Source organism: Pseudomonas putida group bacterium ESBL64, assembly GCF_045277175.1.
GTDB classification, from domain to species: domain Bacteria; phylum Pseudomonadota; class Gammaproteobacteria; order Pseudomonadales; family Pseudomonadaceae; genus Aquipseudomonas; species Aquipseudomonas alloputida.
On record NZ_CP145799.1, the window covers coordinates 4,838,061 to 4,863,196 of the forward strand.

The window sequence follows — 25,136 nt, forward strand, 5'->3', positions numbered from 1 at the left end:
GTCGTGCATGCAAGAATCGGGCACGCATTATCGCGCAGTTGCGATCTTCGGCAACTTTCAGCTGGCAAACGGTGGCACCAACAGACCGATACAGTCGTAGTAAGCTATGTGCTCAGTTTCTTCGCACTCAGGGTACTTCGTGCACATGAACGAACAGGGACGTAAACCGGTGATCGATGCGAGTTTCGAGCAGCAGGAGCTGTTTCCGATTCGTGAAGTGTCACGCTTGACCGGTGTCAACGCCGTGACCCTTCGTGCCTGGGAACGCCGTTATGGGCTGATCCAGCCCATCCGTACCGACAGTGGTCACCGCCTGTATTCCCAGGCTGATATCGATGAAATCCGCCGTATCCTCGGCTGGCTGGAGCGTGGCGTGGCGGTCAGCAAGGTGGGCAGCATTCTCGCTCGCGGCCATGCCCTCTCCGGGCAGGCTGGCGGCGCGGTGGACCCCTGCTTGCGCTGGCACAACCAGATTCGCCTGGCGGTACAGCACTTCGACGTGGCGGGCCTGGATCGCCTTTATGACGAGGTGTTCGCGGCCAGCACCCTGGACCAGGTTTTCGCCAATGTGTTCATGCCGGTGTGGCATGACATGGTAGTCCGGCAAGGCGGCTATGGGCAGGCCAGCGAATGGCTGTTCTATGATCAGTTCCTGCGCGGTCGGGTTTTCGCCCGCTTGCAGCTGGCCCGTGTGCCGAGTAGCCGCACCGTGCTGGTGGCGCCATTGCCGGGGCAGTGCCATGAGCTTGAGTTACTGGTAACCAGTCTGATCCTGGGTAGCGATGAAATACGCGTGATCCCGCTGGCGAACGGGCAGCCGCTGCAAGAGCTTGCGCTGGTCTGCGAACGGCTGAAGCCGGACGCCTTGGTGCTGTTTTCCCATCCGTCGCCCACAGTAGAACTCACCCGGCACCTCAAGCGCCTGGCGTCGATGCTGGAATGCCCGTTGTTACTGGCCGGTGAGGCGGCGGAAGCGGTACAGGACAGCCTGGCTGGCAGCCCTGTAGCCTGCCTGGGCGCGCAGGGCAGTGTGATGCGCCAGCGCTTGCGGCAGTTTCTGGCCCGTCAGCTCGATACTTGAGTGTGCAGCTCAGGGTGGGCGTGGCGGTGGGCCTGGAGGATGTAGTCGCGCAGGCGTTCGATTTCTTCGGCTGGGCTTTGGCCGAGGTCGTAGGCAGCCAGGTCCGTGCCGATGCGCCGGCCCAACACACCATGCAGTTCGATCGGGGTGATGCCGCCCGGGGCGAAGCGCAGCTCGAAGCGGGCGGGTGCTGTTGGCAAATCACGGACTTCCAGCAGCACGCCTTTGAAGGAAATCTCGCGCACCCACAGGCCGCTTGCCTCGTCATGGGCGTTGAGCAGAGCGCTGGGCTGGTCGAGCGACAAGCGCCATGGGCGCAGCATGGGGCCGTCTTCGTAGATTTCCGGTGAACCCAGCTGCAGGTGCAGGGCGTGGAACTCGTCCTCTACCAGCTGCAGCGGGAAACTGATCTGCTGGTTGTTGAACTGGGCCTGCAAGGTCACCTGCTCGTTAGCCACCAGCCGCGTAAGCAAGCTTTGAATGCGGCGGTCGCCATTGACCAGCAGGCTCGACATGGTGTCAGCCAGGTTCAGTTGTGGCGAATGCTGCATGTTCTGTATGAAATCCAGCTCGTCCTGGGTCAGGAGCGCGTCTGCTTGCATGATCGAACTCGGTGGTGGCGATTTCTTCAACGGAATTGACCGTGCGTGGCGGACTTGGTTCAGGCGCGTTCGTCGGGTTTCGGACGAGCGCGCAGTTCCGCCAGCTCCCGTTCCAGTTCGACCTGGCGGCTGACGTCCTTCTGGATGCCGATGAAGTAGGTGCGCTGGTCGAAGTCGCTCTTTACCGGCGTGATCGACAGCTCGTTCCAGAAGGCGCTGCCATCCTTGCGATAGTTGCGCAGTACTTCGCGGCAGGGGCGGCCTTCGGCCATGGCCTTGCGGATGCGTGCGCGGCCAAGTTGGTCACGGTCGTCAGCCTGCAGGAACCGGCAATCCTGATAGAGAATCTCGTCACGGCTGTAGCCAGTGAGGCATTCGAAAGCGGCGTTCACGTAGATCAGGATAGTGTCGTCGCCTTCCTTTTCGGCAACCACGATGCCGTCATTGGACGCATCGACCATCGATTGCAGCAATTGCGCGTTGATCATGTCCGGGCCATAGGTGAAGGAAAACGGAAGATGGCGACTTTGGTAACGGCGGCCTTTTGCCAGCGTTGAATGCTAGTATCCTACGTTTTCACTCAGTTTCGGAATCCTCTACCCGATGAAAGTCGCCATTATTTCCGGCTCGGTCTATGGCACCGCCGAAGAAGTCGCCCGTCACGCTGAATCGCTACTCAAGGCGGCGGGTTTCGAGGCCTGGCATGCTGCACGTGCCACCCTTCAGGATCTTCAGGGTTTTGCCCCCGACGCCTTGTTGGCCGTGACCTCGACCACCGGTATGGGTGAGTTGCCGGACAACCTCATGCCGCTGTACAGCACACTTCGTGACACACTGCCCGCGGCCTGGCGCGGCCTGCCTGGTGCGGTGATCGCGCTGGGCGACTCCAGTTATGGCGATACCTATTGCGGGGGTGGCGAGCAGATGCGTGAGCTGTTCGCCGAGCTGGGCGTGCGCGAGGTGCAGCCAATGCTGCGCCTGGATGCGAGCGAGACCGTGACCCCGGAGGCGGATGCCGAGCCTTGGCTGGCTGAGTTGGCGAGCGCACTGAACGCCTGACCTGGCATCTGCGCAGGCGTGTTAGCCATGGGGCTCGCGCAACAAGTCCAACCACGCCTGCGCCGCCCGTGACAGGTAGGCACCGCGTCGCCAGATAAACGCGATATCCCAACGCAAATCCTCCTGCGCATGCAACGGCACACGCACCACACCGGGGCGCTCCAGCGCTTTTGCCACCACCCGGGGCAGCATCACCACGCCCTGGCCCGCCGCCACCAGCGCCGCCAAAAAATCCGCCTGGCCGCTGCGCCCGCCTTCCTTGGGGGTGAAGCCCTGCTGCTGGCACGCCTTCAGCAGCCGGTCGTTGAGCACGAAACTGCGCTGGTACAGCAGGAACGGTGTATCGGCCAGTTGCCCCAGGCCCACGGCGTCCAGGCCCGCCAGGGCATGGCCAGCCGGCAGCAAGGCATCCAGCGGTTCGTTGCAGAAGGGCTGGTAGTCGAATGCCTCGTCGGTGGGCGTCAAGCAGCCGCCCAATTCCAGTTCGCCACTTCTGACGGCCTGTTCGACGTTGCGGCTGCCGCCTTCAAGCAGCTGGATGGCGATGTTCGGATGGCGCCGCCGGTACTCGGCGAACAAGCCGGCGAACAACGTGTCGCTGCCAAGCATCGGCAAGCCCAGGCGTAGTTCGCCACGCTCCATCTGGCTGAGGTCGTCCAGCTCGTTGAGCAGCGCCTGGCGCTGGCGCAGCAGGGCTTCGCCACGCTCCAGCACGATGCGCCCGGCAGCGGTCAGGTGCAGGTGCGACGCCTGGCGCTCCAGCAGCGGCTGGCCCACATCTTGCTCAAGCTGGGCCACCTGCTTGCTCACTGCCGACTGGCTGATGTGCAGGGTCTGTGCCGCCTGGGTAAAACCGCCGCGGTGGACCACTTCGATAAAGCTGCGCAGCTGTTTGAATTCCATTGCTTCGATTCCATTCTGGAATGGCAGGCAGTCTAACAATTCGCTTCTGGCCTAGGCAGCCAAATCTTAAAATGAGGGCCTGTCGAGGAACCCCGCCATGAAACCTGCATCATTGAAAAAAGCCCTGCGCCTGCTCGTCGAGCTGGCGGTTCTCTGTACCCTGTTCCTGCTCGGTGGCCAGATTGCCAGTTGGCTGGGCTGGCCGATCCCCGGCGGTGTGATGGGCCTGGCACTGCTGTTGATACTGTTCGCTTCGGGTGTGCTCAAACCGGCCATGCTGCAATTGGGGGCCGGCTGGCTGATGGCTGAGATGCTGTTGTTCTTCATCCCGGCGCTGATGAGCCTGCTCGACTATGGCGCATTGATCCGTGAAGAGGGCTGGCGCATCTTGCTGGTGATTGCCGTGAGCACGCTGATGGTGATGGTAGTGACCGCCATGACCGTGGAGCTGGTGTGCCGCTGGAGGCTGCGCCGTGAGCCTTGAACCCATGCCGCTGTTCTGGTTGGCCTTGACCTTGCTGGCTTACCTGGGTAGCCGTTGGTTGTACCGGCGTAGCAAGCGCTACCTGCTGTCGCCGTTGATCCTGGTACCGGTGTTGCTGCTGGCTGTGGCCGTGCCGCTGCATACGGCCTATGCCGAGTATGCGCGCAACACCCACTGGTTGATGGGCGTGCTCGGCCCGGTGACCGTAGCCTTCGCAGTGCCGATCTGGCAGCAGCGGGCCATGCTGGCGCGCCATTGGCCGGCCCTGATGGTGGGCATGGTAGCCGGCAGCAGTGCCTCGATCGCCAGCTCCTGGGGGCTGGCGCACCTGTTGGCGCTGGACAGCGCAACCAGCCTGTCGCTGGTGCCGCGCTCGATCACCACGCCCTTTGCCATGCCGCTGGCCCATGACTTGGGTGGGGTGCCAGAACTGACAGCGGTGTTCGTGATGTTCACCGGCGTGCTCGGTGCCATGTTCGGCGGTGTGCTGTTGCGTTGGTTGCCGCTGCGCACGCCGTTGGCACGGGGGGCGCTGTTCGGTGTTGGCGCTCATGGTGCCGGGGTCAGCCGGGCGCAGGAAGTGGGCCGTGAGGAAGGCTCGGTGGCCGGCCTGGTGATGGTCCTGACCGGGCTGCTCAACCTGTTCGCGGCGCCGTTGTTGGCCTTGCTGCTCTGACCGTTCGTGCCACTGACTCGCTCAGTCATCAAGCTGGCTGGCAACGCAAGTTCCAGCCAATGGGCTGCTGGCTAGACTTTGCCTCGACATAGAGAGCACATGTAAGTGCCGAGGTGACATGCAATGAACGCAGCCTTGCCCTATTCCGCCAACACCACTACACCGGGACCCATCTGATGCCTATGGCCGAGATTCCATTGTGCGTCTGGCGTACCCGGTCACAGCGTTTCATGTTCCGGGGCCAGAGCATCCGCTACTGGACCGCAGGGCAAGGAGAGCCTCTGCTTCTGTTACACGGTTTCCCCACCGCCAGTTGGGACTGGCACTACCTGTGGGGCCCTCTGAGCCAACGTTTCCGGGTGATCGCTTGCGACATGCTTGGCTTTGGTGATTCGGACAAGCCCGTCGATCACACTTACAGCCTGATGGAGCAAGCAGACCTGCAGCAGGCATTGCTTGCCCATCTGCAGGTCGCGCAGCCCGTGCACCTGTTGGCCCACGACTACGGCGGCAGCGTGGCTCAGGAACTGCTGGCGCGACACCATGAGCAGCGTGCCGACATTGCCAGTTGCGTGTTCCTCAACAGCGGGCTGTTCCCCGAAAGCTGCCGCATGCTACTGATCCAGAAGCTGCTGCTCAGCCGGTTTGGCTGGCTGGTCGGGCGCTCGTTCGGGCGTGACGACCTGGTGCGTAACGTGATTCAGGTCTACGGCCCCTGCACCCATCCCAGTGAAAGCGCGCTGGATGATTTCTGGAGCCTGATCGCTGCCAACCGGGGCACGCGCATCCTGCACAAGCTGGTGGGCTACATGCCGGAGCGCAGGTTGCACCGCGAACGCTGGGTCGGGGCGATGCAACGTAAAGGCGTGCCGCTGCGCTTGATCAATGGCGTGGTCGACCCGCTTTCCGGCGCGCACATGCTTGAGCGCTACCGGCAACTGGTGCCGGAGCCGGACACTGTGCAGTTACTGGGCATTGGCCATTACCCGCATACCGAAGCGCCAGTGCAGGTGCTGCGCCACTACCTGGCCTTTCGTGAGCAGCCGCTGAGCTTCTACCCGCCGAAAGTGGCGTGGTCATGACGAGGTTTCAGCGCCGATGAGGTCGGGCGCCGTCCGGGCGGCGCCCGATCTCAACGGCGCTGAAAGTCTTGACGGTCACCTGACCGCCAGGATGCATTTTCAGATTTCAAAAAAAAGGCCGCTGCAAGCCGCAGCGGCCAATCGAGACGTCAGATCAAGGAGCTTCAAAATCTACGTCGGTGAACCTCGCAGGCTTGAAAGGCGGGGGGGGAGAGCCCTTCAAGCCGGCCAGTGAGTCAAGAATAAGCGCTTGATCCGTTAGGAAAAATAGCTTCTGCCGACATTCACCTTTACGTTTCAGGCAACAGTGCCAAGTGCGGGGTAAGCTTCCCTGCGCTATTGCCTTTATCGTCCGTTCACTCTGCTGCCTCCTTGTATTTTGGAGCGCAGTTCATGTCTTTCGATTTCAATCTCGGCAGCCCCGATTTCGGTGAAGGGTGCCCAGGTGCACGCTCTGTGAAAGAACAGGTGAAGGCCATGATGGCCCACGCCCAGGAGCTGCAACAGCTGATGGCTGCGGTTGCGCAATTGGGCAGCCTGATACCGGAGGCGCATCGACAACAGTTCACCGAGCAGAAGCGTTTGCCGTTGGCGGTTGTCGAGTCGCTTGTGCCGCAAAGGCAGGCGGTTCTTGACCAGTGGTGGGAGCAACAGTCCAGATTAAGTTTGAAACCACTTACCCTGGCGTCCCATTTGATCCAGCTGATGTTTGCTGAAACGCGCCTCAAGGCTCTTACGTTCAAGGCCTGGGAAGCCGGTATCGAGGCCCTTGAGCAGGACGGGGACATAAACAAGCATGAGGTGTATCTGGTTGCCGGAGATTTGCGCTTTCGCTTGCCGGGTGTCGTTGCCAGCCGTCATGACCTCGAACAGAACCCGGACGCACCTGCGGATTTTCTGATTTACAGCTTGGCCAGCGGTTGCTGGTTCGACACTGAACGCGCGCGCGCAGCCAGCGCACTCGCCCCAGCCTTTGCTGAAGGCAGCCCGTTGCGTTGGCTGTTGTCTTCGCAAGAGCGGGCGGCGTTGTCTACAGAGGGTTTGACACTCGATTTCGTGCCGCTGCAAGTACCACTTCACAGGTATTTCATCCGTGATCTGCGGGCTATCCAGCTTAAGGCCACCCAGCGCAGCCTGCGGATCAAGGTCGATGACGCGCGGCGTCTGGCCCAGCTCGACAGTGCGGCTCGGCTTGAGCCTCTGGTGGCTGCGCTGCAGAAACGTGCGACGCGGCATGTGCGAGCGTACCGCACCAGCCTGCTTCCCGAATGGCGGCGATTCATGCAGGGCGAGGAACTGCAAGCCTATCGACAACTGGAAGATGACCTGCAGGTGAAGGAGCAGCGTTGCACCGAGCGTCTGGCGCAATGGCGCGACCTGCGCAGCTTCGCCAAGAAACAGGTCAAGCAAGCCCTTGGCCTGGATATCGACCCCGAGCAGGTACGCGTGTGTGTCAGTCACGTCGATGACCCTGAGCAGGTGATGAAACACACCCTGCTCGATTGGGCGTTGAGTGGTGGCTACAGCGGGGGCCAGCTCAAGGTCGAAGTCCTGGGGGAGCGGCACCGTTCATTGTTGGGGAGTACCTCTATCCAGAGCGTGATCGAAAAACTGGATTTGCGCGTGAACTACGTCAAACAGATCCGTACGCTCTATGACGACGCTTTGACCATGGCCGCACTGTGCGAGGTGCTTGATGCGCGGCTGGCGCTGGCCAATCAGGCCGCTCGTCATCAAGGGTTTCACCCGGCTGGGTTCGATCTGCTGCACCACGCACGCCAGGGGAACATGCAGGCCAATGCCATCAGCGCCGGCCTGGTTTGCCTCAATGGTGCGCAAACGCCCTTGAAGGATCTGCTGTGTCTGGTGCAGGGCGATCAGTACTTGCTCTACGCCCCTGGAGCACCCGGAGGCGATTTTCATCTTTTCGATTCACTCCAGGAAATGGCGCTCGAAATCGGTAGCTGGACCTTGTGGCCGGTAGGCAGTGAGTACCTGCTGGGGCAATGCTCGCGGGCCCAGCATGATTCGCTCAAGCGCCATTTGCGCAAGGTCGAGATGCTACCCACCGACTGGACCATGCACAGCGTGACGCTCGCGCCGATCAAGTCGCAGCAGTGGCCGGCTGTGCTCAAAGCTCTGGCCAGGCGCAAGATCATTGCCCTGATCGAGGATCAACAGGCCACCACGCCAAGCTGGTTCATCAACGCCAGTCGTGCCGAGCAGCAGGCACTGGTTGATATCGATCAACTGCTCAAGCTTGCGCAGGCCAGGTACCAGTCGCTGATGAAGATGCCGAGTTTTCGCACCTTCGCCCATCGACAGGTGACGGAAAAGATCAACTCATACCCGGGCAATCGCGGCGGCCCAATCAACCCGGATCAGGTATTGATAACGCTGGAAGAGGATGCCATTCGCACACTGACACAGACTGTCATCAAAGGTTATCCCACGTATTACAATTTCTCCGACTTTGCCCGCATCACCTCGGCTACCGGCCAGGATATCTCGCACCTGAGCCCGGCGCTGCTGGGGAGCTACATTCGTGCTGCCGACCTGGGCAACAAGTACATCGAAGAAGTGAAAGCGCAGTTACTCGACCGCTCCAGGCCGGAATATGAAAGGCTCAGGCAGTGTTATCGCACGCTCTTTGCGTTGAAGATCAGGCGTGCCGTGCTCAGCGAGAAACTTCAGGGAAGCTTGTCGGGCCGCCATGCGCAGTGGCTGGAATCGGTGATCGACACTTTTTCGGGAACCTCGATCGACGCGACGTGCAACCTTTATCCGTTGTGGATAGACGATTGCCCTGTTCAAGGTGCCTACCTGCTGAAGCATGCTCGTGACCGCGAGCTTGAGCCCTTGGTCTATCTGCCAGAAATCGAGCAAGGCCCCACGCTGCGGACCCTCAGCGAGCTGGCAAGGACTTGGCGTGAGCACGACTTGGCAGGTTATTGCCAAGACCGCGTGCCGTTATCGAACCAGTCGCGCTTGAACGCATGGATCGAAGAGCAACTGCGCGCCGGGGATGGCATTGAGCTGGTGCTGGACGCCGTTGCCCGAGGCAGGGGCGTGCGGCCGCCGATAGGGGAGACCGGGCGTATCGGGGATCCTGTCCAGGACCTGGAGAAACGTATCAGGCGGATGATCAACGAAGCCGCTGAAGACAGCGCCGACGCTGCCGAGCGTATTTCGGCCGTGGTGGTGGAGTGGGGGATCGTACTGGCCGGCATCCTCACCGTGCCGTTTCCGCCGGCGGCTATGGCCGTCGGGCTGTTCTGTGCGGCCAGGTCCTTTGTCACCGGGGCCATCGCGTGGAGCGATGGCGACCGTTCCGCCGCCTTGCTGTCGTTCGCGGCGGGGGTTGCAGGAACGGTGGCCTCCACGGGGGTTTTGGCGCGGCTGTTCGGTGCCGCGCAGAAATACATCACCGTACTTTCCCGGGCAGAGGTGTCGCAGCCCACGGCCTTCTCGCGTGTGATCGGGCGGCTATGCGATGACTACGGCGATTTGGTGAGCGAGGTGGCACCCGCCCTTTATGACGGCTTCTCTCAGGAACTGCTCTGGCTCGTCGAGGAGGAAACACAAGACGTCGAAGCGCAGTGTGGGTTGCCCGCGTAACCCATGCGCCAGCTCACGGTTCGTGCGGCCGTGAGCAGGCGCTGCGCCGCCGGCCCATGTTCATCGGCATGGAAGATCGACGTCGGCCCGACCACAGTCATCACCGCCGCAATCTGCCCCAGGGCGTTGAATACTGGCGCCGACAGCGCATCCACCCCCGGCATCAGCAGGCCATGCACATGGTGCAGGCCCTGCTCGCGAATGCCGGCCAGCAGTGTGTCGTAGTCACTGGCGGTTTGTTGCAAAGCGGCCAGTTCCCTGTCGCGCAGCTCCTGGGTTTCTCGCTCGGGCAGGTAGGCGGCGAATACCAGCCCGGTGGACGAGCTGAGCAACGGCAGCACCGAACCGATCTGGGTCACCACGGTGACTGCGCGCACGGCAGGTTCGATGCTTACCACCGTGGCCCCCTGGTTGCCCCACACAGCGATGAAGCAGCTTTCGTTGAGCTCATCTCGCAACTGCGACAACGGCATTGCCGCCACCTTCAGCACATCGATGCTGCCCAGCGCCGCCAGCCCCACCCGCAATGCCTCGCGCCCCAGTCCGTAATGGTTGGTGGCCGCATCCTGTTCGGCAAAACCACTCGCAATCAGCGCCTGCAGGTAGCGATGCACTTTGCTTGCAGGCATCTGCACGTGCTCGGCCAGGCGTGATAGTGAAGTCGAGGGTGAGAGTTCGGCGAGGGCCTTGAGGATGTCGGTGCCGACTTCCGCCGAGCGGACCTTCTGCTTGCCGGTGTCGGTGGGGGAGCTGGCTTTGGCCATGGGAGGGGAGGTTCCGGATTTATCGTGTCGCCTTTATAGCTTGACGCCTTGAGCGGAGCAAATTACGTTATTCGTAATCTGATTACGATAAAAACAAAATCCGGAGGCATCGATGAACCGCGACACGTCGCCCGACCTTCACTACCTGAGCGGCTTCGGCAACGAATTCGCCAGCGAAGCATTGCCCGGGGCGCTGCCTGTCGGGCAGAACTCCCCGCAGAAGGCCCCGTATGGCCTGTATGCCGAGCTGCTGTCGGGCACGGCGTTCACCATGGCCCGCAGCGAGCTGCGCCGTACCTGGCTGTACCGCATTCGTCCCTCTGCCTTGCACCCACGCTTCGAGCGCCTGGCGCGCCAGCCGCTCGGCGGGCCACTGGGTGGCATCAACCCCAACCGCCTGCGCTGGAGCCCGCAGCCGATTCCTGCTGAACCGACCGATTTCATCGAAGGTTGGCTGCCCATGGCTGCCAACGCCGCAGCGGAAAAACCGGCTGGCGTGAGCATCTACATCTACTGCGCCAACCGGTCCATGGAGCGGGTGTTCTTCAACGCAGACGGTGAACTGCTACTGGTGCCGGAACAGGGCCGCCTGCGCATCGCCACCGAACTGGGCGTGATGGAGGTCGAACCGCTGGAAATTGCGGTGATCCCACGTGGCATGAAGTTCCGCGTCGAACTGCTCGACGGCCAGGCCCGTGGCTATATCGCGGAAAACCACGGTGCGCCGCTGCGCCTGCCGGACCTGGGCCCGATCGGCAGCAACGGCCTGGCCAACCCCCGTGACTTCCTCACGCCCGTGGCCCACTACGAAGAAGCCGAAGGCCCGGTGCAACTGGTACAGAAGTTCCTGGGTGAACACTGGGCTTGCGAGCTGCAGCACTCGCCACTGGACGTTGTGGCCTGGCATGGCAGCAACGTGCCGTACAAGTATGACCTGCGCCGCTTCAACACCATCGGCACGGTCAGCTTCGACCACCCGGACCCCTCGATTTTCACCGTGCTCACCTCGCCAACCAGCGTGCATGGCATGGCCAACATGGACTTCGTGATTTTCCCGCCACGCTGGATGGTGGCCGAGAACACCTTCCGTCCGCCATGGTTCCACCGCAACCTGATGAACGAGTTCATGGGCCTGATCAATGGCGCCTACGACGCCAAGGCCGAGGGCTTCCTGCCGGGTGGTGCCTCGTTGCACGGGGTGATGAGTGCCCATGGCCCCGACGCTGAAACCTGTGAAAAGGCCATTGCCGCTGACCTGGCACCGCACAAGATCGACAACACCATGGCCTTCATGTTCGAGACCAGCCAGGTGTTGCGCCCGAGCCTGCAAGCCCTTGAATGCCCGCAATTGCAGGCCGACTACGATAGTTGCTGGGCGACCTTGCCGAGCACCTTCAACCCGAACCGGAGATAACCCATGAACCACACTGCCAATGCCCGTAGTTGGGTCGAGCACGCCAACGGGCACAGCGACTTCCCGCTGCAGAACCTGCCCTTGGGCATCTTCAGCCGGCCGGGTGAAGCCAGGCGCTGTGGCGTGGCGATCGGCGACGCGATCCTCGACCTGGAGGCGGTGCTGGCCGCCGGCCTGTTCGACGGGGCGGCCAAGGCCGCCGTTGAAGCCACCCGCGGCGGGGCTTTGAACGCCTTCTTCGCTTTGGGCCGCAATGCCCGCGTAGCCCTGCGCGAGCGTTTGCAGGTGCTGCTTGGTGAGCACAGCGAACACCAGGCGGCCTTGAAGCCGGCGTTGTTCCTGGCCAGTGACTGCCAGCTGCACGTGCCGGCGCAGATCGGTGACTACACCGATTTCTACGTTGGCATCGAGCATGCGAAGAACGTGGGCAAACTGTTCCGCCCCGACAACCCACTGCTGCCCAACTACAAGTACGTGCCGATCGGTTATCACGGCCGCGCCTCCACCATCCGCCCGTCCGGCACCGACGTGCGCCGGCCCAAGGGCCAAACCCTGCCGGCCGGGCACACCGAGCCGAGCTTCGGCCCTTGCGCTCGTCTGGACTACGAACTGGAACTGGGTATCTGGATTGGTCAGGGCAATGACATGGGTCAGGCAATTCCGGTAGGCGATGCCGCCGAGCACGTAGCCGGCCTGTGCCTGCTCAACGATTGGTCGGCGCGCGATATCCAGGCTTGGGAATACCAGCCACTGGGGCCGTTCCTGTCCAAGAGCTTCATCACCACCATTTCGCCTTGGGTAGTCACCGCCGAAGCGTTGGAGCCGTTCCGCTGTGCTCAGCCGGCACGCCCCGAAGGTGACCCGCAGCCGCTGTCGTACCTGCTGGACAAGCGCGACCAGGCCAGTGGTGCATTTGATATCGAACTCGAAGTGCTGCTGCTGACCGAGCGCATGCGTGAGCAGGGCATTGCCCCGCACCGCCTGACCCTGAGCAACACCCGCAGCATGTACTGGACCGTGGCGCAGCTGGTGGCGCATCACAGCGTCAACGGCTGCCAACTGCAGCCAGGTGACCTGTTCGGTTCGGGCACGCTGTCGGGCGCCACGCCGGGATCGTTCGGTAGCCTGCTGGAGATCACCGAAGGCGGGAAACTGCCGGTTGAGCTGGCCAGCGGCGAAGTGCGCAAATTCCTCGAAGACGGCGACGAAATCATCCTGCGTGCCCGCTGCACACGTGACGGCGTAGCCAGCATCGGTTTCGGTGAATGCCGCGGCACGGTCATCGCAGCCAACTGAGGAGGCAGGGGTATGGAGCTGTACACCTATTACCGTTCCACCTCGTCCTACCGGGTGCGCATTGCCCTGGCACTGAAGGGGCTGGCTTACCAGTCCCTGCCGGTCAACCTGCTGCAGGGTGAGCAGCGCGGCGAGGGCTATGTAGCCGTCAACCCGCAGGGCCGCGTACCGGCCTTGCGCACCGACGGTGGTGAGGTGCTGGTGCAGTCGCCGGCGATCATCGAGTACCTGGAAGAGGTTTATCCACAGCCTGCGTTGCTGCCGGCCACCGCCGAGGCACGGGCCAAGGTACGTGGGGTGGCGGCCATCATTGGTTGCGACATTCATCCGCTGCACAACGTCAGTGTGCTCAACCGGCTGCGCCAGGCCGGTCAGGATGAGGGGCAGGTCAACCAGTGGATCGGCCACTGGATCAGCCAAGGGCTCGCGGCAGTGGAGCAACTGATTGGCGATCACGGTTTCTGCTTTGGCGACACGCCAGGGCTGGCGGATGTGTACCTGATCCCGCAGTTGTACGCGGCCGAACGCTTCAACATCGACCTCGACAGCTTCCCGCGCATCCTGCGGGTTGCCGCACTGGCGGCCGCGCACCCGGCGTTCGCCAAGGCCCACCCCGCCCAGCAGCCGGACAGCCCGGCTCAGTGAAGTGAACGGTTCGTCGCCGGAAGCTTGCCGATTCGCTCGGACAGCTTCAGGCGCTGGACCGGGTCTTCCGTCAGCAGTAACGCATGCTCCAGGTCGAAGCGCTCGGCCTGTGGGCAATCCAGATGATGGTAGAGCGAGGCGCGGGTCATGTAGTCGCTCACCTGCACCGGGCCCAACTGCATGATGCGCTCTGCGTCGATCAACGCCGCCAGGTGGTTGTCGTTACTGATGTGCAGTTGGCGCAGGTTGCGTGACAGGCGTTGCAGCATCTGCAGCGGGCTGGCGCTGCGCAGGTGCTCGGCGGTCAGCGCCAGGTGCGGGCCGAACTGGCGCGCCAGCAATTCGCGGCAGTCGCTGGGGTACAGGCGCCGGCCACCGCAGGGATCGAGCAGGTGGTCGGCACCCGGCACGCGCAGCAGGAAATGGCCAGGGAAGCCCACACCCTCCAGCGGTATGGACAGGCGCCTGGCCAGTTCCAACGCGAGGATGGCCAGGGTCAGTGGTTGGCCGCGGCGGCGCTGCAGTACCTTGTCCATCATCGCCGCGTGGGGGCGCAAGGGGTGATATTCATCCTGCTGAAAGCCCAGCGCATTGAGCTGGCGCAGCAGTGGCTGGGCCAGTTCGCATAGTGGAAGCATCGGCAGGTTGGCGCTTATCTCGCGCTGCAGGTCGTGCAGCGCAGCAAGGCTGGCCGCGGGCTCGACACCCGGGTCGTGCTCGGCAGCAATCCACAATGCGGCTTCCAGCAGGTCGACAGGCTCGCGTTCCAGGCAGGCCAGGCAGGCTTGACGTGGCTTCATGGGGTATCTCCACACACGTTTGAGTATTAGCCGTGGCGCGTGGTTTCGTCCAGTGGTCCGGCGGCGGCGTCAACGCCGAGGCCGTGCCTATACTGGAAGGAGCACCTCGTAGGGGAGCCGGTCGATGTTCGCGCTGATGCAAAGCACCCGTACCCAGTCACTGCACCTGTTCAATGACCCGCCTACGGGCCTGAAAGCCGTTGTGGCAATCCACAGTGAGCATTTGGGCCCGGCCATGGGGGGGTGCCGCTACCTGCCTTACGCCGATGACGAAAGCGCCATGACCGACGCGATTCGCCTGGCCCAGGGCATGAGCTACAAGGCAGCACTGGCCGGCTTACCGATGGGGGGTGGCAAAGCGGTGATCATGCGCAACCCGCATGTGGAAAACCGCGCCGCGCTGTTCGAGGCCTTTGGCCGCTTCATCGATACCTTCCATGGCCGCTTCATTATCGCCGTGGACAGTGGCACCTCGACCTTGGACATGGACTGCATTGCCCACAGCACGCCCTACGTGACCAGCACCACTGCGTCGGGCGACCCATCGCCACATGCGGCGATGGGTGTGTTCGCGGGCATACGTGCCACAACCTCGTTCCGGCTGGGCAGCGATGACCTGAGAGGCTTGCGGGTAGCGGTGCAGGGGTTGGGCAATGTCGGTTATGCACTGGCGGAGCAATTGCATGCGGTGGGCGCGGAGCTGCTGGTCAGCGACCTGGACCCGGGGCGGGTGCGGCTGGCGATGGAGCAGTTCGATGCCAAACCGGTGACCAACGATGCGTTGATCAGTACCCCTTGCGATATCTTTGCACCCTGCGGCGTGGGCCCGGTACTGAACGGGCAGAGCGTGATGCAACTGCGTTGTGCGGCAGTGGCAGGGGCGGCCAACAACCAGCTGACGACCTTGCAGGTGGCAGACCAGCTGGAGTCGCGCGGCATATTGTATGCACCTGACTACGTGATCAATGCCGGTGGGCTGATCTATGTGGCACTCACCCACCGTGGCGAAGACCAGCGCACCATTACTGCGCACCTGGCGCGGATCCCTTCACGCCTGACCGAAGTGTTTGGCCATGCGCAGGCGGAGAAGCGTTCGCCGGCAAGGGTGGCGCAGATGTTGGCGGAGCGGTTGTTGTATGGCTGAAGGTTGATGATGGCGTGGTGGGCCACTTCGCGGGTAAACCCGCACACCTCCAGCGATATCATTCGGCAGCAGTACCCTCAAGCAATTCAGCCAACGCATCCGGCTGGCTTTTGAACGCCCGGGCGAACACATCGCGGTTCTTCGCCATGTAGATACCGGCTTCCTCGACCTGCTGCTCGGTCAGCGACGGCACCGCCTTGTGCAGCACTTCGGCCAGGCGCTCGGCCAGTTCGAGCATTTTGTCGTGACGGTCTGCTTCGGCCTTATCCATGAACAAGCGCTCCGGGTCGCGGCTGCTGCGGTACACCACTTCGACGGCCATTCATCACCTCTATGCCTTTTTGCTGGTTGCTTTGCGATTTACTGTATCTATATACAGTAATGGCAATGCTGGTTGGTTCGCAAGCAGAAATTGTAGCGTGGCACAGACCGAGCGCTGCGCGCGCACCTTTGCCAGGAACAATTGGCCAAACAGATGTAGGAGCGGGCTTGCCCGCGAATGCGGTGGCGGCTGCGACGGTGAATGACCGGGAGATATTGGCCGGCAGGTCCGGCCTATTCGCGGGTAAACCCGCTCCTACAATGGTGCGCCGCGCGGGCGGGGCTCGATCTCACAGGCGCTGAAACTGCTGCGGCAAACACATAGAGGCCTTCATCCAACCTGAAGCGAAATCCTCATTGCTTCATGCCCAACTCGGCATCATCCATCAGCGCCTTGGCCATGGCACTCAGATAATGGGCGGCCCATATCATCATGGGCTTCTCCTCCATCAGGCCAGTGATGGTCAATTCACGCACATAGCCCATCAATTCCGACGACTGCTCGCGGGCGTCCCTGCAGGGGATGCCGGGCTCGATGCGGAACAGTGGATGGGTGCTGTTTTCGCCTTGATAGAAAGTGGTCTTGCCGACGGTGAATTGGGTGTCTTCTGTTGTCATTGTTCAATCCCCTGAAGTTTCTCGAGTGCCTGGCCGCCCGTTTCACGGGCGAGCCCGCGAAGAGGCCGGCCCTCCCGGCACATTAACCAGCCTTAGTGCGAAGTCCTGGGCTCAGCGTGCATCTGCACCTGAACCAGTGCCGACTCAAGCAGAGCCCGCAGCGCCTCCAGCTCATGCATCGAGGTCATCATCAGGATCGAAACCGGTGACTTGGGCTGAAGCAGCAACGCCTGATGCACCACGGTGGCTGCGCACAACGCGTAGTCGGTGGCCTGGATCAGGGTGTCTTCGAGGGAATGGGGGTTATGGGGTGGATCGGGAACTACTTTCAGCATGGTGAAGGCCTGTTCAAAGTTGGGGCCACCACCTCCTGCTGTCAAACAATGAGGCGGCAGCTGTACATGGGTTGACAGACCGGTGAACAGAACCAAAAGCCGGCGCACACGAGGTGCCCCATGACAGCTGCCATAAAGGCAAAGCCATGTGGTTAGTTCAGGGCGGCCTGTCAAAGCCGGTCGCTGATTGGCAGCGACGACCCCAGACTAGTGCGCATGCCCGAACGCCACAATGGCAGGGAGTATCTTTGGGAAATGCCCTACAAGGAAGGGGTTAAATCTGATTTTTCCCCAAGCACGGCGTGCTTTTTTGCAATGCGCCACGCCTCAAGGTGCCTTGAGGCAATCGGTCGCCTTCCAAGACAGGGGCTTGGCCCTTTAACTGCATGGCACAAGCGTCACATCAGCGACGCATCATCCTTAAAGACGTATCGGGGAATGGAACATCGTGAACATCAAATGGGCAGAAAAACTGCGCAAGGGCCTGCACGGCTCGGCCGACTCGCTGGGCAACCTGTGCGTCGAGGCGTTCCATTACCTGGCGCTGTTCGGCATTGGCGCGATCACCGCCTACGCGGCGGTGGTGACGTTCCTGGACATGCTGGGCAAGGGCGGGATCAGTGTCGATGACATCCTGCTGTTGTTCATCTACCTGGAGCTGGGGGCGATGGTGGGGATCTACTTCAAGACCAACCACATGCCGATCCGCTTCCTGCTGTACGTGGCAATCACCGCGCTCACTCGCCTGCTGATCGGCGATGTTTCGCACCACAAGGCACCCGATGAAGGGCTGTTGTACCTGTGCGGCGGCATCCTGCTGCTGGCGTTCTCGATCCTGGTGGTGCGCTACGCTTCGTACCGCTACCCCTCGACCAAGGTGCTGGACGCCAACGGCAAGGCAGTGGAGGAGGGCAAGTAGCCCTCAGTTGGCAATGAAATGGCGCGGCTCGTGGCGGGCGTCACGGGTCAGCGCGGCCAGCACTTGCAGGGGGTTCTGGCTGAGTTCGATCGCAAGGCCCAGGCGGATGCTGTCGATCACCCGTTGCAGGCGCACCGGGTCGTTGCGTTGGGCCGGGGTGATGAGGCGCTTGGCGACCACGCCGGCGTCGTCGGACAGGGTCAGCATGATACTGCCGTCGAGGTTTGCAATGCTCAGGTTCACCCGGTATTCGGGGGCGAATGCAGCACTGATTCGTTCGAATGGGTTGTTCATGGTCTTGCTTCTGCGTTGAGTGAATGCAGAGGTTGACCGGGACGTTCGCACGTTGGTTCAGCGCCATTGATCGGCACAAACGAAAACGCCCGGCTCAAGGCCGGGCGTTTTGCATTGCCGATCAGGCGTCCGGGTCACTCAGTTCCAAGACGCCGCGCTTGCTGCGCAGCTTGCCGTAGAAGTGCTCCAGCGCGTGATTGAGCTTGGTGGCGGCACCGTCGACTGCCTGGTCCAGCGAACTGGCGGTGTGGGTCACGGAAATCGGTTGGTGGCCTTTCGGGCGAGCCTCCATCTGGCAGCGTTTGTCATGCGGTCCGGGCTTGACGCCGTTCTCGTCGCGCAGGTGAACCTCGATGCGGGTGAGGTCTTCTTCGTAACGTTCCAGCGAGTTCTGCAGTGTGCTGCGGACCCACTGGTCGAGCCGGGCGTTACCGTCGAAATCGTTGCTGCTGTTGACCTGGATTTGCATGATTCAATCCTTATTCAGCTTGCTCGCATGGAGACGCGCCTAGGCCCTTGAGACCCTTGGAATTTCTGCGCCTCTTGACTCTAAGGTCAGGCAACTGCGGAATGAATTCAAGCCCTTTTTGAAAATAAATTTCTTGTTGCAAATGGGCTTACCGTGACGCGTGGCTCGTACGGCCAAATGGGTAGAGGGGCTGGGCTTTGCTTATGAGAATTGAAATCATTATTATTGCAGCCCCAAGAACGCCCGGACCTCGCCATGACGCGCAAAACCGCCGGCCTCCCGCTCAGCTATCGCCTGGCCGTGACATCCCGTAGCCTGGCCGCGCTGCTGGGCGGCTATCTGCTGGCGTCCCTCGCGAGCGTCTGTATTGCCTTGCTGGCGCCACTGCCCAAGGTCGATGCCACGCTCACCGGCCTGCTGCTGTCGTTCGTCTTCTACCTGCTGGCGTTCATCTGGTGTTTCGCCTGCCGCAGCGCCTGGCGTGCCTGGTTGGGCGTATTGGCGCCAAGCCTGCTGCTGGGCGTGATCAGCGGCGTTGCCTACTGGATGAAAAACGCATGAAAGAAGGCTTCCGCCAGGCCATGGCCTGGCTGCACACCTGGACCGGCCTGATCTTCGGCTGGCTGTTGTTCGCCATCTTCCTTACCGGCACGCTGTCGTACTTCAAGGAAGAAATCACTCATTGGTCACAGCCTGAAGTGCGCAGCCATGCCCTGGACCCGATCAATAGCCTGGCGGTAGCTCAACGTTACCTGCAGGACAATGCAGGGCATTCGAGTACCTGGTTCATTCGCATGCCGAACGAACGGGAGGCCGCCTTGAGTGTGGGCTACCGCGACCCCAGTGGCGGCCCGCGTGGCTTTGTCAGGAAAACCCTCGATACCCAGACCGGCCAGCCGGTGGACGCACGTGACAGCCGCGGTGGTGAGTTCTTCTACCGCTTCCACTTCCAGCTTCAGATGCCTTACCCGGTTGGCCGTTGGCTCTCGACGTTCTGCGCTTTCATCATGCTGCTGGGGTTGGTCACCGGCATCATTACCCACAAGAAGATCTTCAAGGAGTTCTTCACCTTCCGCCCTGGCAAGGGGCAGCGTTCCTGGCTGGACGGGCACAATGCCATCGGCGTGCTGGTGCTGCCGTTCCACCTGATGATCAGCTACAGCAGCCTGGTGCTGTTCATGTACATGGTGATGCCGGCGGGCATCATGGCCAGCTACGGCAATGACACCGACAAGTACTTCAACGACCTGTTTGGCCGCAACGATGCGCCCAAGGCGGCCCAGGTGGCCACGCCGCTGGTAGCGCTGCCGAGCCTGTACGCCAAGGTGCAGGCGCTGCAGCCGGGGGCGCGTGTTGGCAGCATCCAGGTGCAAAACCCGGGCGACAGCAATGCCCGCGTCACCTTCACCCAATCGGCAGCCGACCACGTGGCTTATCGGCGTAGCGCCAACTGGACATTCGATGGGGCCAGTGGTGCGCTGTTGAGCCAGGGCAAGCCGGAGAGCGGTTTAATGATGACCGCCTTCAGTTTCGCCGGCCTGCACATGGGTAACTTTGCCGGGCCTTGGCTGCGCTGGCTGTATTTCTTCTTTGGTGTGGCCGGTACGGCGGTGATTGGTACCGGGTTGGTGATGTGGTTGGGCAAGCGCCAGCTCAAGCACGCCAAGAGCGGAGCTGTGCCAGGGGAGCTGCGCCTGGTCGAAGTGCTCAATATGGCCAGCATGAGTGGCTTGTTGCTGGCGGTGGCGAGCTTCTTCTGGGCCAACCGCCTGGTGCCCATGGCTGTCGAAGGCCGGGCCGACTGGGAGGTGAATGCTTTCTTCATCGCCTGGGGCCTGTCGCTGGTGCACGCCGTGCTGCGTAGCGGGCGCAAGGCCTGGGGCGAGCAACTGGCGCTGGGCGCGCTGGCCTTCTCCCTGCTGCCGTTGCTCAATGGCCTGACGACTGACCGGGGCTTGAACCATTCGGTACTGGAGGGTGACTGGGCCATGGCCGGCTTCGATCTGACAGCCCTGGGGACTGGCCTGTTTCTGGCCTGGCTGGCCCACAAGATGCTGGCCAGCCCAACCCCCGTAGCCAAGCGCGCGGCGCGTGCGACAAAAAAGTCGAGCATTGAAACGGTGGAGGTGAGCTGATGCTGGGTAACGCACTGATTGCCTTTGCGGGCTTCGTTGCCCTGTGCCTGGCGATGGAAAAGCACTTCAGCGACTTGCTCGGGCGCAAGCCGAGCCCCAGGCACTTGCTCCTGTTACGTGTTGCAGGTTGGCTGCTGCTGATGCTGTCGCTGGTGCTCAGCGTGTACCTGCGTGGCTGGGCCCTCGGCCTGGTGGAGTGGACCGCAGTGATGATGGCCGGGGTAACACTGTGGGTGTTCGGCCTGCCGTACCAGCCTCGTCTGCTGCTGGGCCTGGCTGCCGTCAGCGTGGTGCTGGGCCCCATGCTGGCCGTATCTGCTGCGTGATCCCTGTGAGCGAGCCGAGGGATATCATCGAACCTGACGCTGACAGCGCAGGCGCGCGTGCACGTTTCGTCCAGGTGTTCCAGGCCCAGCGTGCGCGTATGGAGGCGTTGGTAAGCCGTCGGGTCGGCTGCCGCGCCACCGCTTCGGACTTGGTCCAAGAGCTGTTCCTGCGTTTCTGGCGTCGCCCCGAGGTCAAGGTCGAGGCGCTGGACACTTACCTGCTGCGTTGCGCGGGCAACCTGGCCATAGACCACCTGCGCAGCGAGAGTAGCCGCGAACGCGTGGCCGAAGCGGCTGTGCCGGTAAGCGAGGCGAGCCTGGCCCAGGCCCCTGAGCAGGCCGTGGAGGTCGACCACGACTTGCAGCGTATCGAGGCCACCTTGCGTGCCTTGCCCGAACGCACCCGGCAGATCTTCCTGCTCAACCGCATTCACGGCTGCAAGTACAGCGAGATCGCCAAAGCCATGCAGCTGTCACAGAGCGCCGTGGAAAAGCATATGATGCGCGCCCTTGAAGCGTGCAAGGCGAGTGTTGCCGAGCCCGCGTCCACCCCACGCCGGCCAGGGAGCGCCCGTCGATGAGCCGTTTACCGCCGATCACCGAAGCGCAGTTTCAGGCTGCCCTGCAATGGTTCAACCGGATCAACGAGCAACCCGGGCAAGCCGAGGGGGCGGCATTCAAGCGCTGGTTGCTGGCCGACCCCGCGCACCGCGCAGCTTATGAACAGGCCCAGGTGCTGTGGCAGAAAAGCGCCGCCCCGGCGGCGCGGCTGGCGGACGAAGAACAGGACGCCCTGCAGCGCTACCTCGATGCCATGGCCAGACCGCCGGCTGGTGGCGGGTGGCGGCGGGTGGCAGGGCTGGCGTTGGCAGCCTGCCTGGTGCTGGCCGTGGGCGTCGCTGGTGGTTGGCACCCGGGGTACTGGTTGCAGGACCTGCAGGCGGACTACAGCAGTGCCGGGCAGATTCGCCAGGTGACCTTGGCCGACCAGTCACAGGTGACGCTTGATGCAGGTAGCGCCATTGCGGTCGATTTCGCCCAGGGTGAGCGCCGTGTGCGGTTGTTGCATGGCGCGGCGTTCTTCGAGGTTACCCATACCGGTGAGCCGTTCCTGGTGGAAGCTGCCGGCGGCGAAGTGCGGGTACTTGGCACCCAGTTCGAGGTGCGTGAGCAAGGCGAGGGTGCCCAGGTGACGGTGCGCAGTGGGCGTGTGGGCGTCAGCCCCGCGCAGGGCACTGTGGCGCGAGAACTGACTGCCAACCAGCAGCTGACCTACCGCGCAGGCAGGGTAGGCGACACCCTGGCGGTGGACAGTGACAACCGCCTGGCCTGGCGCCAGGGGTGGCTGAACTATTACCAGGTGCCGCTGGCGCAGGTGATCGAAGACCTTGGGCGATATTACCCGGGGCGTATCCTGTTGCTCGATGGTGACCTGGGGCAGCGCAAGGTCAGCGGCAGCTTCCCGGTGGCCGAGCCGCTGCTGGCGCTGGATTCGCTGGGCAAGGTGATGGGTTTTTCACGGCAGACCGTGTTGGGGCGTTTGACCCTGATTCGGTAGTTGCCTGTGCCAGCCTCTTCACGGGTAACCCCGCCCCTACAGCGTTGCGCGCCCCCCTGTAGGAGCGGGTTCACCCGCGAAGAGGCCGGCACAGCAAAAAATATTTCCAGGCACAGGTGAGGTAACAGCACGTGGCATCCGTGTAATGAGTGAAAGTGCGATTGATTCGCAATAATCACCCCTCACAGGTCAGCGTCCATGAAGTTCTCCCCGCGTTGCGTCCCTCTCTGGTTCGGCCTTGCTGCGCTCCCGGCCTTCGCTGTCGCCCCCTTGGCAAGCGCGGCCGAGCAGCTGCAGGCCTATGCCTTCGCCCAGCCGGCCCAACCCTTGGCCCAGGCCCTGAACGCCTTCAGCCGCACCACTGGCCAGAGCGTGGTCTACACCCTCGAGCTGCCGGGCGTGCAAGCGCCAGCGCTGAAGGGTCGGTTCAGCGCCGAGCAAGCGCTGCAACAACTGCTGGGCAACGCTGGGCTGGCCTGGCGCCGCGTCGACGCACGTACCCTGACCCTCGAACCTGCAGACACTTCCGGTGCCCTCAGCCTGCAGGCCACCACCGTGACCTCGCAACTGGACGACTACAGCTACCAGCCCCCCGCCAGCGCTTCGATCATGCGCGGGCAGGGCCCGAACCAGGACATCCCCCAGGCAATCAACGTGGTACCGGCCCAGGTCATCCGCGACCAGGCCCCGCGCAACCTCGATGATGCCCTGGCCAACGTCAGCGGCATTACCCAGGGCAACAACTTCGGCGGCACATCCGACACGGTGATGAAACGTGGCTTTGGCGACAACCGCGACGGCTCGATCATGCGCGATGGCATGCCCGTGGTGCAGGGTCGCAACCTCAATGCCAGCACCGAGCGGGTTGAAGTGCTCAAGGGGCCTGCCTCGCTGCTGTACGGTATCCAGGACCCAGGTGGGGTCATCAACGTGGTCAGCAAGCGTCCGCAGTTGCAGCAGTACAACGCCCTGACGGTGCGCGGCTCGACCTATGGCAGCGGCAAGAACGGCAGCGGTGGCGGGCTCGACAGCACGGGCGCACTGGGTGACAGCAACTTCGCCTACCGCCTGGTCGTCGACCACGAAGACGAGGACTACTGGCGCAACTACGGTGTGCACCGCGAATCGCTGGTGGCACCGTCGCTGGCTTGGCTGGGCGAAGACACCCAGGTGGTGCTGGCCTACGAGCACCGTGAGTTTCTCTATCCCTTCGACCGTGGCACCGCGTTCGGCAATAACGGCCACCCGCTGAACATCCCTGCCACGCGCCGCCTGGACGAGCCGTTCAACGACATGGAAGGGCGCTCCGACCTGTATCGCCTGGAAGTCGACCATCAGCTGGCCGATGACTGGAAGCTGCACTTCGGCTACAGCTTCAATCGTGAGACCTACGATGCCAGCCAGGTTCGCGTGACCGGCGTCAACGAAACCCAAGGCACGCTGACACGCAGCATCGACGGCACCCACAACGCCATGAGCCGTGACCAGTTCGTGACCCTGAGTCTCAATGGCAATGTCGAGCTGGCGGGGATGCAGCATGACCTGCTGTTCGGCATCGACCATGAAGACCGCAAGATCTTTCGCGGTGACCTGATTCGCCAGACGCCACAGTCCACGTTCAGTTATCTGGACCCGGTCTACGGACAGGAAGTGGAGGGCACCAACGTGCGAGCCAGCGACAGCGACCAGACCGACAAGCTGCGCACCGATGCGCTGTTCGTGCAGGACGCGCTGCACCTCGATGAGCACTGGATCCTTGTTGCAGGTGCGCGTTTCCAGCAGTACGACCAGTACGCTGGCCGCGGTCGCCCGTTCAAGGCCAATACCGACATCAGTGGCCAGGCCTGGGTGCCCCACGCCGGTATCGTTTACAAAGTCGACGACCAGCTCTCGTTCTATGGCAGCTACAGCGAGTCGTTCAAGCCCAACTCGACCATTGCGCCGCTGACCGGCAATGTCGTGCTCGATTCCTCGGTAGCACCTGAGGAGGGCAAGGCGTGGGAGCTGGGCGCCAAGCTCGACATGCCAGGCCGCATCACGGGCACCCTGGCGTTGTTCGATATCACCAAGCGCAATGTACTGGTCTCGAACTTTGACGCCGTCACAAGCGAGACGGTCTACAGCAATGCGGGTGAGGTCAGTTCACGCGGTGTAGAACTCGACGTGACCGGCCAGCTCAGCGAGCGCTGGAGCCTGATCGGCAGCTATGCACTGACCGATGCCAAGGTCACCAAGGACCCTGATCTTGAGGGCAACCGCCTGCAGAACGTGGCCCGCCACAGCGGCTCGCTGTCGGCGGTGTATGACTTTGGCAGCCTGTTTGGGGGGGACCGGCTGCGCTTCGGTGCCGGCGCCCGTTATGTGGGCGAGCGTTCGGGTAACGCGACCAATACCTTCGACCTGCCGAGCTATACCGTTGCCGATGCGTTTGCCACTTATGAAACCAAACTCGACGAACACAACGTGCGCCTGCAACTGAACGTGAAGAACCTGTTCGACAAGGTGTATTACAGCTCGGCGGTGAACCAGTACTTTGTGGCGATTGGCGATGCGCGGCAGGTCAGTTTGTCGAGCACCTTCGAGTTCTAGGCAA

27 protein-coding genes are annotated in these 25,136 nt (G+C 62.4%); 17 read left to right on the plus strand and 10 right to left on the minus strand.

Features of this window, described 5'->3' with window-relative positions; translation table 11 throughout:
• Nucleotides 1-145 precede the first annotated feature (145 nt).
• Complete coding sequence (locus V6093_RS21935) at nucleotides 146-1,081, plus strand: MerR family transcriptional regulator (protein WP_406669620.1); 936 nt, start codon at nucleotides 146-148, stop codon at nucleotides 1,079-1,081.
• Here V6093_RS21935 and V6093_RS21940 read toward each other — a convergent pair.
• The gene (locus tag V6093_RS21940) at nucleotides 1,066-1,683 is read right to left on the minus strand and encodes a hypothetical protein (protein WP_060546326.1); all 618 of its coding nucleotides are present in this window, start codon (nucleotides 1,681-1,683) and stop codon (nucleotides 1,066-1,068) included. The genes V6093_RS21935 and V6093_RS21940 overlap by 16 nt on opposite strands.
• Before the next feature lie 59 nt (nucleotides 1,684-1,742).
• Entirely contained in the window at nucleotides 1,743-2,171 is a 429-nt protein-coding gene (locus tag V6093_RS21945; protein WP_003251655.1) for a PAS sensor domain-containing protein, read from the minus strand.
• A gap of 115 nt (nucleotides 2,172-2,286) precedes the next feature.
• Between V6093_RS21945 and V6093_RS21950 the strand changes: the two genes are divergently transcribed.
• Nucleotides 2,287-2,742: a flavodoxin gene (locus V6093_RS21950; RefSeq protein WP_003251656.1), complete on the plus strand. Its 456-nt coding sequence runs from the start codon at nucleotides 2,287-2,289 to the stop codon at nucleotides 2,740-2,742.
• A 21-nt stretch (nucleotides 2,743-2,763) separates the two neighbouring features.
• Here the strand turns inward: V6093_RS21950 and V6093_RS21955 are convergent, their stop codons facing one another.
• Complete coding sequence (locus V6093_RS21955; RefSeq protein ID WP_406669621.1) at nucleotides 2,764-3,645, minus strand: LysR family transcriptional regulator; 882 nt, start codon at nucleotides 3,643-3,645, stop codon at nucleotides 2,764-2,766.
• Nucleotides 3,646-3,742: 97 nt separating this feature from the next.
• On the opposite strand from V6093_RS21955, the gene V6093_RS21960 reads away from it, so the two are divergent.
• The 4 genes from V6093_RS21960 (at nucleotide 3,743) to V6093_RS21975 (ending at nucleotide 9,505) form a co-directional block, all read left to right on the plus strand.
• Nucleotides 3,743-4,129, plus strand: a complete 387-nt coding sequence (locus tag V6093_RS21960) for a CidA/LrgA family protein (RefSeq protein WP_265978954.1) — start codon at nucleotides 3,743-3,745, stop codon at nucleotides 4,127-4,129.
• Complete coding sequence (locus V6093_RS21965) at nucleotides 4,119-4,805, plus strand: LrgB family protein (RefSeq protein ID WP_003251661.1); 687 nt, start codon at nucleotides 4,119-4,121, stop codon at nucleotides 4,803-4,805. Before V6093_RS21960 ends, V6093_RS21965 begins: the two co-directional genes overlap by 11 nt.
• A 176-nt stretch (nucleotides 4,806-4,981) precedes the next feature.
• Nucleotides 4,982-5,887 carry an alpha/beta fold hydrolase gene (locus V6093_RS21970; protein ID WP_003251664.1) on the plus strand — a complete coding sequence of 302 codons (906 nt, stop codon included), beginning with the start codon at nucleotides 4,982-4,984 and terminating at the stop codon, nucleotides 5,885-5,887.
• A gap of 393 nt (nucleotides 5,888-6,280) precedes the next feature.
• Entirely contained in the window at nucleotides 6,281-9,505 is a 3,225-nt protein-coding gene (locus V6093_RS21975) for a DUF6543 domain-containing protein (RefSeq protein ID WP_265978956.1), read from the plus strand.
• Here V6093_RS21975 and V6093_RS21980 read toward each other — a convergent pair.
• A complete protein-coding gene (locus V6093_RS21980; RefSeq protein WP_003251668.1) occupies nucleotides 9,436-10,269 on the minus strand; it encodes an IclR family transcriptional regulator in 834 nt (277 codons plus the stop codon). The two genes, V6093_RS21975 and V6093_RS21980, sit on opposite strands and share 70 nt — an antisense overlap.
• Before the next feature lie 112 nt (nucleotides 10,270-10,381).
• On the opposite strand from V6093_RS21980, the gene hmgA reads away from it, so the two are divergent.
• The 3 genes from hmgA to maiA are packed head-to-tail and all read left to right on the plus strand — an operon-like array spanning nucleotide 10,382 to nucleotide 13,624.
• Nucleotides 10,382-11,683: a homogentisate 1,2-dioxygenase gene (gene hmgA / locus V6093_RS21985; RefSeq protein ID WP_003251670.1), complete on the plus strand. Its 1,302-nt coding sequence runs from the start codon at nucleotides 10,382-10,384 to the stop codon at nucleotides 11,681-11,683.
• 3 nt (nucleotides 11,684-11,686) lie between these two features.
• Nucleotides 11,687-12,979, plus strand: a complete 1,293-nt coding sequence (fahA, locus tag V6093_RS21990) for a fumarylacetoacetase (RefSeq protein WP_014859902.1) — start codon at nucleotides 11,687-11,689, stop codon at nucleotides 12,977-12,979.
• A gap of 12 nt (nucleotides 12,980-12,991) precedes the next feature.
• Entirely contained in the window at nucleotides 12,992-13,624 is a 633-nt protein-coding gene (gene maiA, locus V6093_RS21995; protein ID WP_003251674.1) for a maleylacetoacetate isomerase, read from the plus strand.
• Here the strand turns inward: maiA and V6093_RS22000 are convergent.
• Entirely contained in the window at nucleotides 13,618-14,424 is an 807-nt protein-coding gene (locus V6093_RS22000; RefSeq protein ID WP_004575364.1) for a SirB1 family protein, read from the minus strand. The two genes, maiA and V6093_RS22000, sit on opposite strands and share 7 nt — an antisense overlap.
• A gap of 124 nt (nucleotides 14,425-14,548) precedes the next feature.
• Between V6093_RS22000 and V6093_RS22005 the strand changes: the two genes are divergently transcribed.
• On the plus strand, nucleotides 14,549-15,568 hold the full coding sequence (locus tag V6093_RS22005; protein WP_108078939.1) for a Glu/Leu/Phe/Val dehydrogenase dimerization domain-containing protein: 1,020 nt from the start codon (nucleotides 14,549-14,551) through the stop codon (nucleotides 15,566-15,568).
• 58 nt (nucleotides 15,569-15,626) lie between these two features.
• Here V6093_RS22005 and V6093_RS22010 read toward each other — a convergent pair whose 3' ends face one another.
• The 3 genes from V6093_RS22010 to V6093_RS22020 form a co-directional block, all read right to left on the minus strand.
• Complete coding sequence (locus V6093_RS22010) at nucleotides 15,627-15,890, minus strand: YebG family protein (RefSeq protein ID WP_003251679.1); 264 nt, start codon at nucleotides 15,888-15,890, stop codon at nucleotides 15,627-15,629.
• Between the two features lie 353 nt (nucleotides 15,891-16,243).
• Nucleotides 16,244-16,507, minus strand: coding sequence for a DUF3077 domain-containing protein (locus V6093_RS22015; protein ID WP_003251681.1), 264 nt, complete (start codon nucleotides 16,505-16,507; stop codon nucleotides 16,244-16,246).
• Between the two features lie 92 nt (nucleotides 16,508-16,599).
• The gene (locus tag V6093_RS22020) at nucleotides 16,600-16,842 is read right to left on the minus strand and encodes a hypothetical protein (protein WP_003251683.1); all 243 of its coding nucleotides are present in this window, start codon (nucleotides 16,840-16,842) and stop codon (nucleotides 16,600-16,602) included.
• Nucleotides 16,843-17,290: 448 nt separating this feature from the next.
• On the opposite strand from V6093_RS22020, the gene V6093_RS22025 reads away from it, so the two are divergent.
• A complete protein-coding gene (locus V6093_RS22025; protein WP_003251685.1) occupies nucleotides 17,291-17,761 on the plus strand; it encodes a phosphate-starvation-inducible protein PsiE in 471 nt (156 codons plus the stop codon).
• Between the two features lie 3 nt (nucleotides 17,762-17,764).
• Here V6093_RS22025 and V6093_RS22030 read toward each other — a convergent pair whose 3' ends face one another.
• Together V6093_RS22030 and V6093_RS22035 are read right to left on the minus strand one after the other, a co-directional pair.
• Nucleotides 17,765-18,055: a DUF3509 domain-containing protein gene (locus tag V6093_RS22030; RefSeq protein ID WP_003251688.1), complete on the minus strand. Its 291-nt coding sequence runs from the start codon at nucleotides 18,053-18,055 to the stop codon at nucleotides 17,765-17,767.
• 121 nt (nucleotides 18,056-18,176) lie between these two features.
• Nucleotides 18,177-18,524: an HPF/RaiA family ribosome-associated protein gene (locus tag V6093_RS22035; protein WP_003251689.1), complete on the minus strand. Its 348-nt coding sequence runs from the start codon at nucleotides 18,522-18,524 to the stop codon at nucleotides 18,177-18,179.
• Between the two features lie 255 nt (nucleotides 18,525-18,779).
• On the opposite strand from V6093_RS22035, the gene V6093_RS22040 reads away from it, so the two are divergent.
• From V6093_RS22040 to V6093_RS22065, 6 genes are all read left to right on the plus strand, one after another.
• Nucleotides 18,780-19,085, plus strand: a complete 306-nt coding sequence (locus V6093_RS22040) for a DUF3649 domain-containing protein (protein WP_003251691.1) — start codon at nucleotides 18,780-18,782, stop codon at nucleotides 19,083-19,085.
• Nucleotides 19,082-20,659: a PepSY domain-containing protein gene (locus tag V6093_RS22045; protein ID WP_047604366.1), complete on the plus strand. Its 1,578-nt coding sequence runs from the start codon at nucleotides 19,082-19,084 to the stop codon at nucleotides 20,657-20,659. Before V6093_RS22040 ends, V6093_RS22045 begins: the two co-directional genes overlap by 4 nt.
• Nucleotides 20,659-20,985: a DUF3325 domain-containing protein gene (locus V6093_RS22050; RefSeq protein ID WP_004575362.1), complete on the plus strand. Its 327-nt coding sequence runs from the start codon at nucleotides 20,659-20,661 to the stop codon at nucleotides 20,983-20,985. Before V6093_RS22045 ends, V6093_RS22050 begins: the two co-directional genes overlap by 1 nt.
• A 5-nt stretch (nucleotides 20,986-20,990) precedes the next feature.
• Nucleotides 20,991-21,566: an RNA polymerase sigma factor gene (locus V6093_RS22055; protein WP_014859905.1), complete on the plus strand. Its 576-nt coding sequence runs from the start codon at nucleotides 20,991-20,993 to the stop codon at nucleotides 21,564-21,566.
• A complete protein-coding gene (locus V6093_RS22060; RefSeq protein WP_265978961.1) occupies nucleotides 21,563-22,543 on the plus strand; it encodes a FecR domain-containing protein in 981 nt (326 codons plus the stop codon). The genes V6093_RS22055 and V6093_RS22060 overlap by 4 nt, the downstream gene beginning before the upstream one ends.
• A gap of 198 nt (nucleotides 22,544-22,741) precedes the next feature.
• Nucleotides 22,742-25,132 (plus strand): TonB-dependent siderophore receptor, encoded by a 2,391-nt coding sequence (locus tag V6093_RS22065; RefSeq protein WP_108078942.1) that lies wholly within the window; start codon nucleotides 22,742-22,744, stop codon nucleotides 25,130-25,132.
• The last annotated feature ends 4 nt before the right edge of the window (nucleotides 25,133-25,136 follow it).

What these genes read in the sequence shown, in the direction of transcription:
- V6093_RS21935 (WP_406669620.1), top strand. Translation starts at nt 146, where the DNA reads ATGAACGAACAGGGACGTAAACCGGTGATCGATGCGAGTTTCGAGCAG.
- V6093_RS21940 (WP_060546326.1), bottom strand. Translation starts at nt 1,683, where the DNA reads ATGCAAGCAGACGCGCTCCTGACCCAGGACGAGCTGGATTTCATACAG.
- V6093_RS21945 (WP_003251655.1), bottom strand. Translation starts at nt 2,171, where the DNA reads ATGATCAACGCGCAATTGCTGCAATCGATGGTCGATGCGTCCAATGAC.
- V6093_RS21950 (WP_003251656.1), top strand. Translation starts at nt 2,287, where the DNA reads ATGAAAGTCGCCATTATTTCCGGCTCGGTCTATGGCACCGCCGAAGAA.
- V6093_RS21955 (WP_406669621.1), bottom strand. Translation starts at nt 3,645, where the DNA reads ATGGAATTCAAACAGCTGCGCAGCTTTATCGAAGTGGTCCACCGCGGC.
- V6093_RS21960 (WP_265978954.1), top strand. Translation starts at nt 3,743, where the DNA reads ATGAAACCTGCATCATTGAAAAAAGCCCTGCGCCTGCTCGTCGAGCTG.
- V6093_RS21970 (WP_003251664.1), top strand. Translation starts at nt 4,982, where the DNA reads ATGCCTATGGCCGAGATTCCATTGTGCGTCTGGCGTACCCGGTCACAG.
- V6093_RS21975 (WP_265978956.1), top strand. Translation starts at nt 6,281, where the DNA reads ATGTCTTTCGATTTCAATCTCGGCAGCCCCGATTTCGGTGAAGGGTGC.
- V6093_RS21980 (WP_003251668.1), bottom strand. Translation starts at nt 10,269, where the DNA reads ATGGCCAAAGCCAGCTCCCCCACCGACACCGGCAAGCAGAAGGTCCGC.
- hmgA (WP_003251670.1), top strand. Translation starts at nt 10,382, where the DNA reads ATGAACCGCGACACGTCGCCCGACCTTCACTACCTGAGCGGCTTCGGC.
- fahA (WP_014859902.1), top strand. Translation starts at nt 11,687, where the DNA reads ATGAACCACACTGCCAATGCCCGTAGTTGGGTCGAGCACGCCAACGGG.
- maiA (WP_003251674.1), top strand. Translation starts at nt 12,992, where the DNA reads ATGGAGCTGTACACCTATTACCGTTCCACCTCGTCCTACCGGGTGCGC.
- V6093_RS22000 (WP_004575364.1), bottom strand. Translation starts at nt 14,424, where the DNA reads ATGAAGCCACGTCAAGCCTGCCTGGCCTGCCTGGAACGCGAGCCTGTC.
- V6093_RS22005 (WP_108078939.1), top strand. Translation starts at nt 14,549, where the DNA reads ATGTTCGCGCTGATGCAAAGCACCCGTACCCAGTCACTGCACCTGTTC.
- V6093_RS22010 (WP_003251679.1), bottom strand. Translation starts at nt 15,890, where the DNA reads ATGGCCGTCGAAGTGGTGTACCGCAGCAGCCGCGACCCGGAGCGCTTG.
- V6093_RS22015 (WP_003251681.1), bottom strand. Translation starts at nt 16,507, where the DNA reads ATGACAACAGAAGACACCCAATTCACCGTCGGCAAGACCACTTTCTAT.
- V6093_RS22020 (WP_003251683.1), bottom strand. Translation starts at nt 16,842, where the DNA reads ATGCTGAAAGTAGTTCCCGATCCACCCCATAACCCCCATTCCCTCGAA.
- V6093_RS22030 (WP_003251688.1), bottom strand. Translation starts at nt 18,055, where the DNA reads ATGAACAACCCATTCGAACGAATCAGTGCTGCATTCGCCCCCGAATAC.
- V6093_RS22035 (WP_003251689.1), bottom strand. Translation starts at nt 18,524, where the DNA reads ATGCAAATCCAGGTCAACAGCAGCAACGATTTCGACGGTAACGCCCGG.
- V6093_RS22040 (WP_003251691.1), top strand. Translation starts at nt 18,780, where the DNA reads ATGACGCGCAAAACCGCCGGCCTCCCGCTCAGCTATCGCCTGGCCGTG.
- V6093_RS22045 (WP_047604366.1), top strand. Translation starts at nt 19,082, where the DNA reads ATGAAAGAAGGCTTCCGCCAGGCCATGGCCTGGCTGCACACCTGGACC.
- V6093_RS22050 (WP_004575362.1), top strand. Translation starts at nt 20,659, where the DNA reads ATGCTGGGTAACGCACTGATTGCCTTTGCGGGCTTCGTTGCCCTGTGC.
- V6093_RS22060 (WP_265978961.1), top strand. Translation starts at nt 21,563, where the DNA reads ATGAGCCGTTTACCGCCGATCACCGAAGCGCAGTTTCAGGCTGCCCTG.
- V6093_RS22065 (WP_108078942.1), top strand. Translation starts at nt 22,742, where the DNA reads ATGAAGTTCTCCCCGCGTTGCGTCCCTCTCTGGTTCGGCCTTGCTGCG.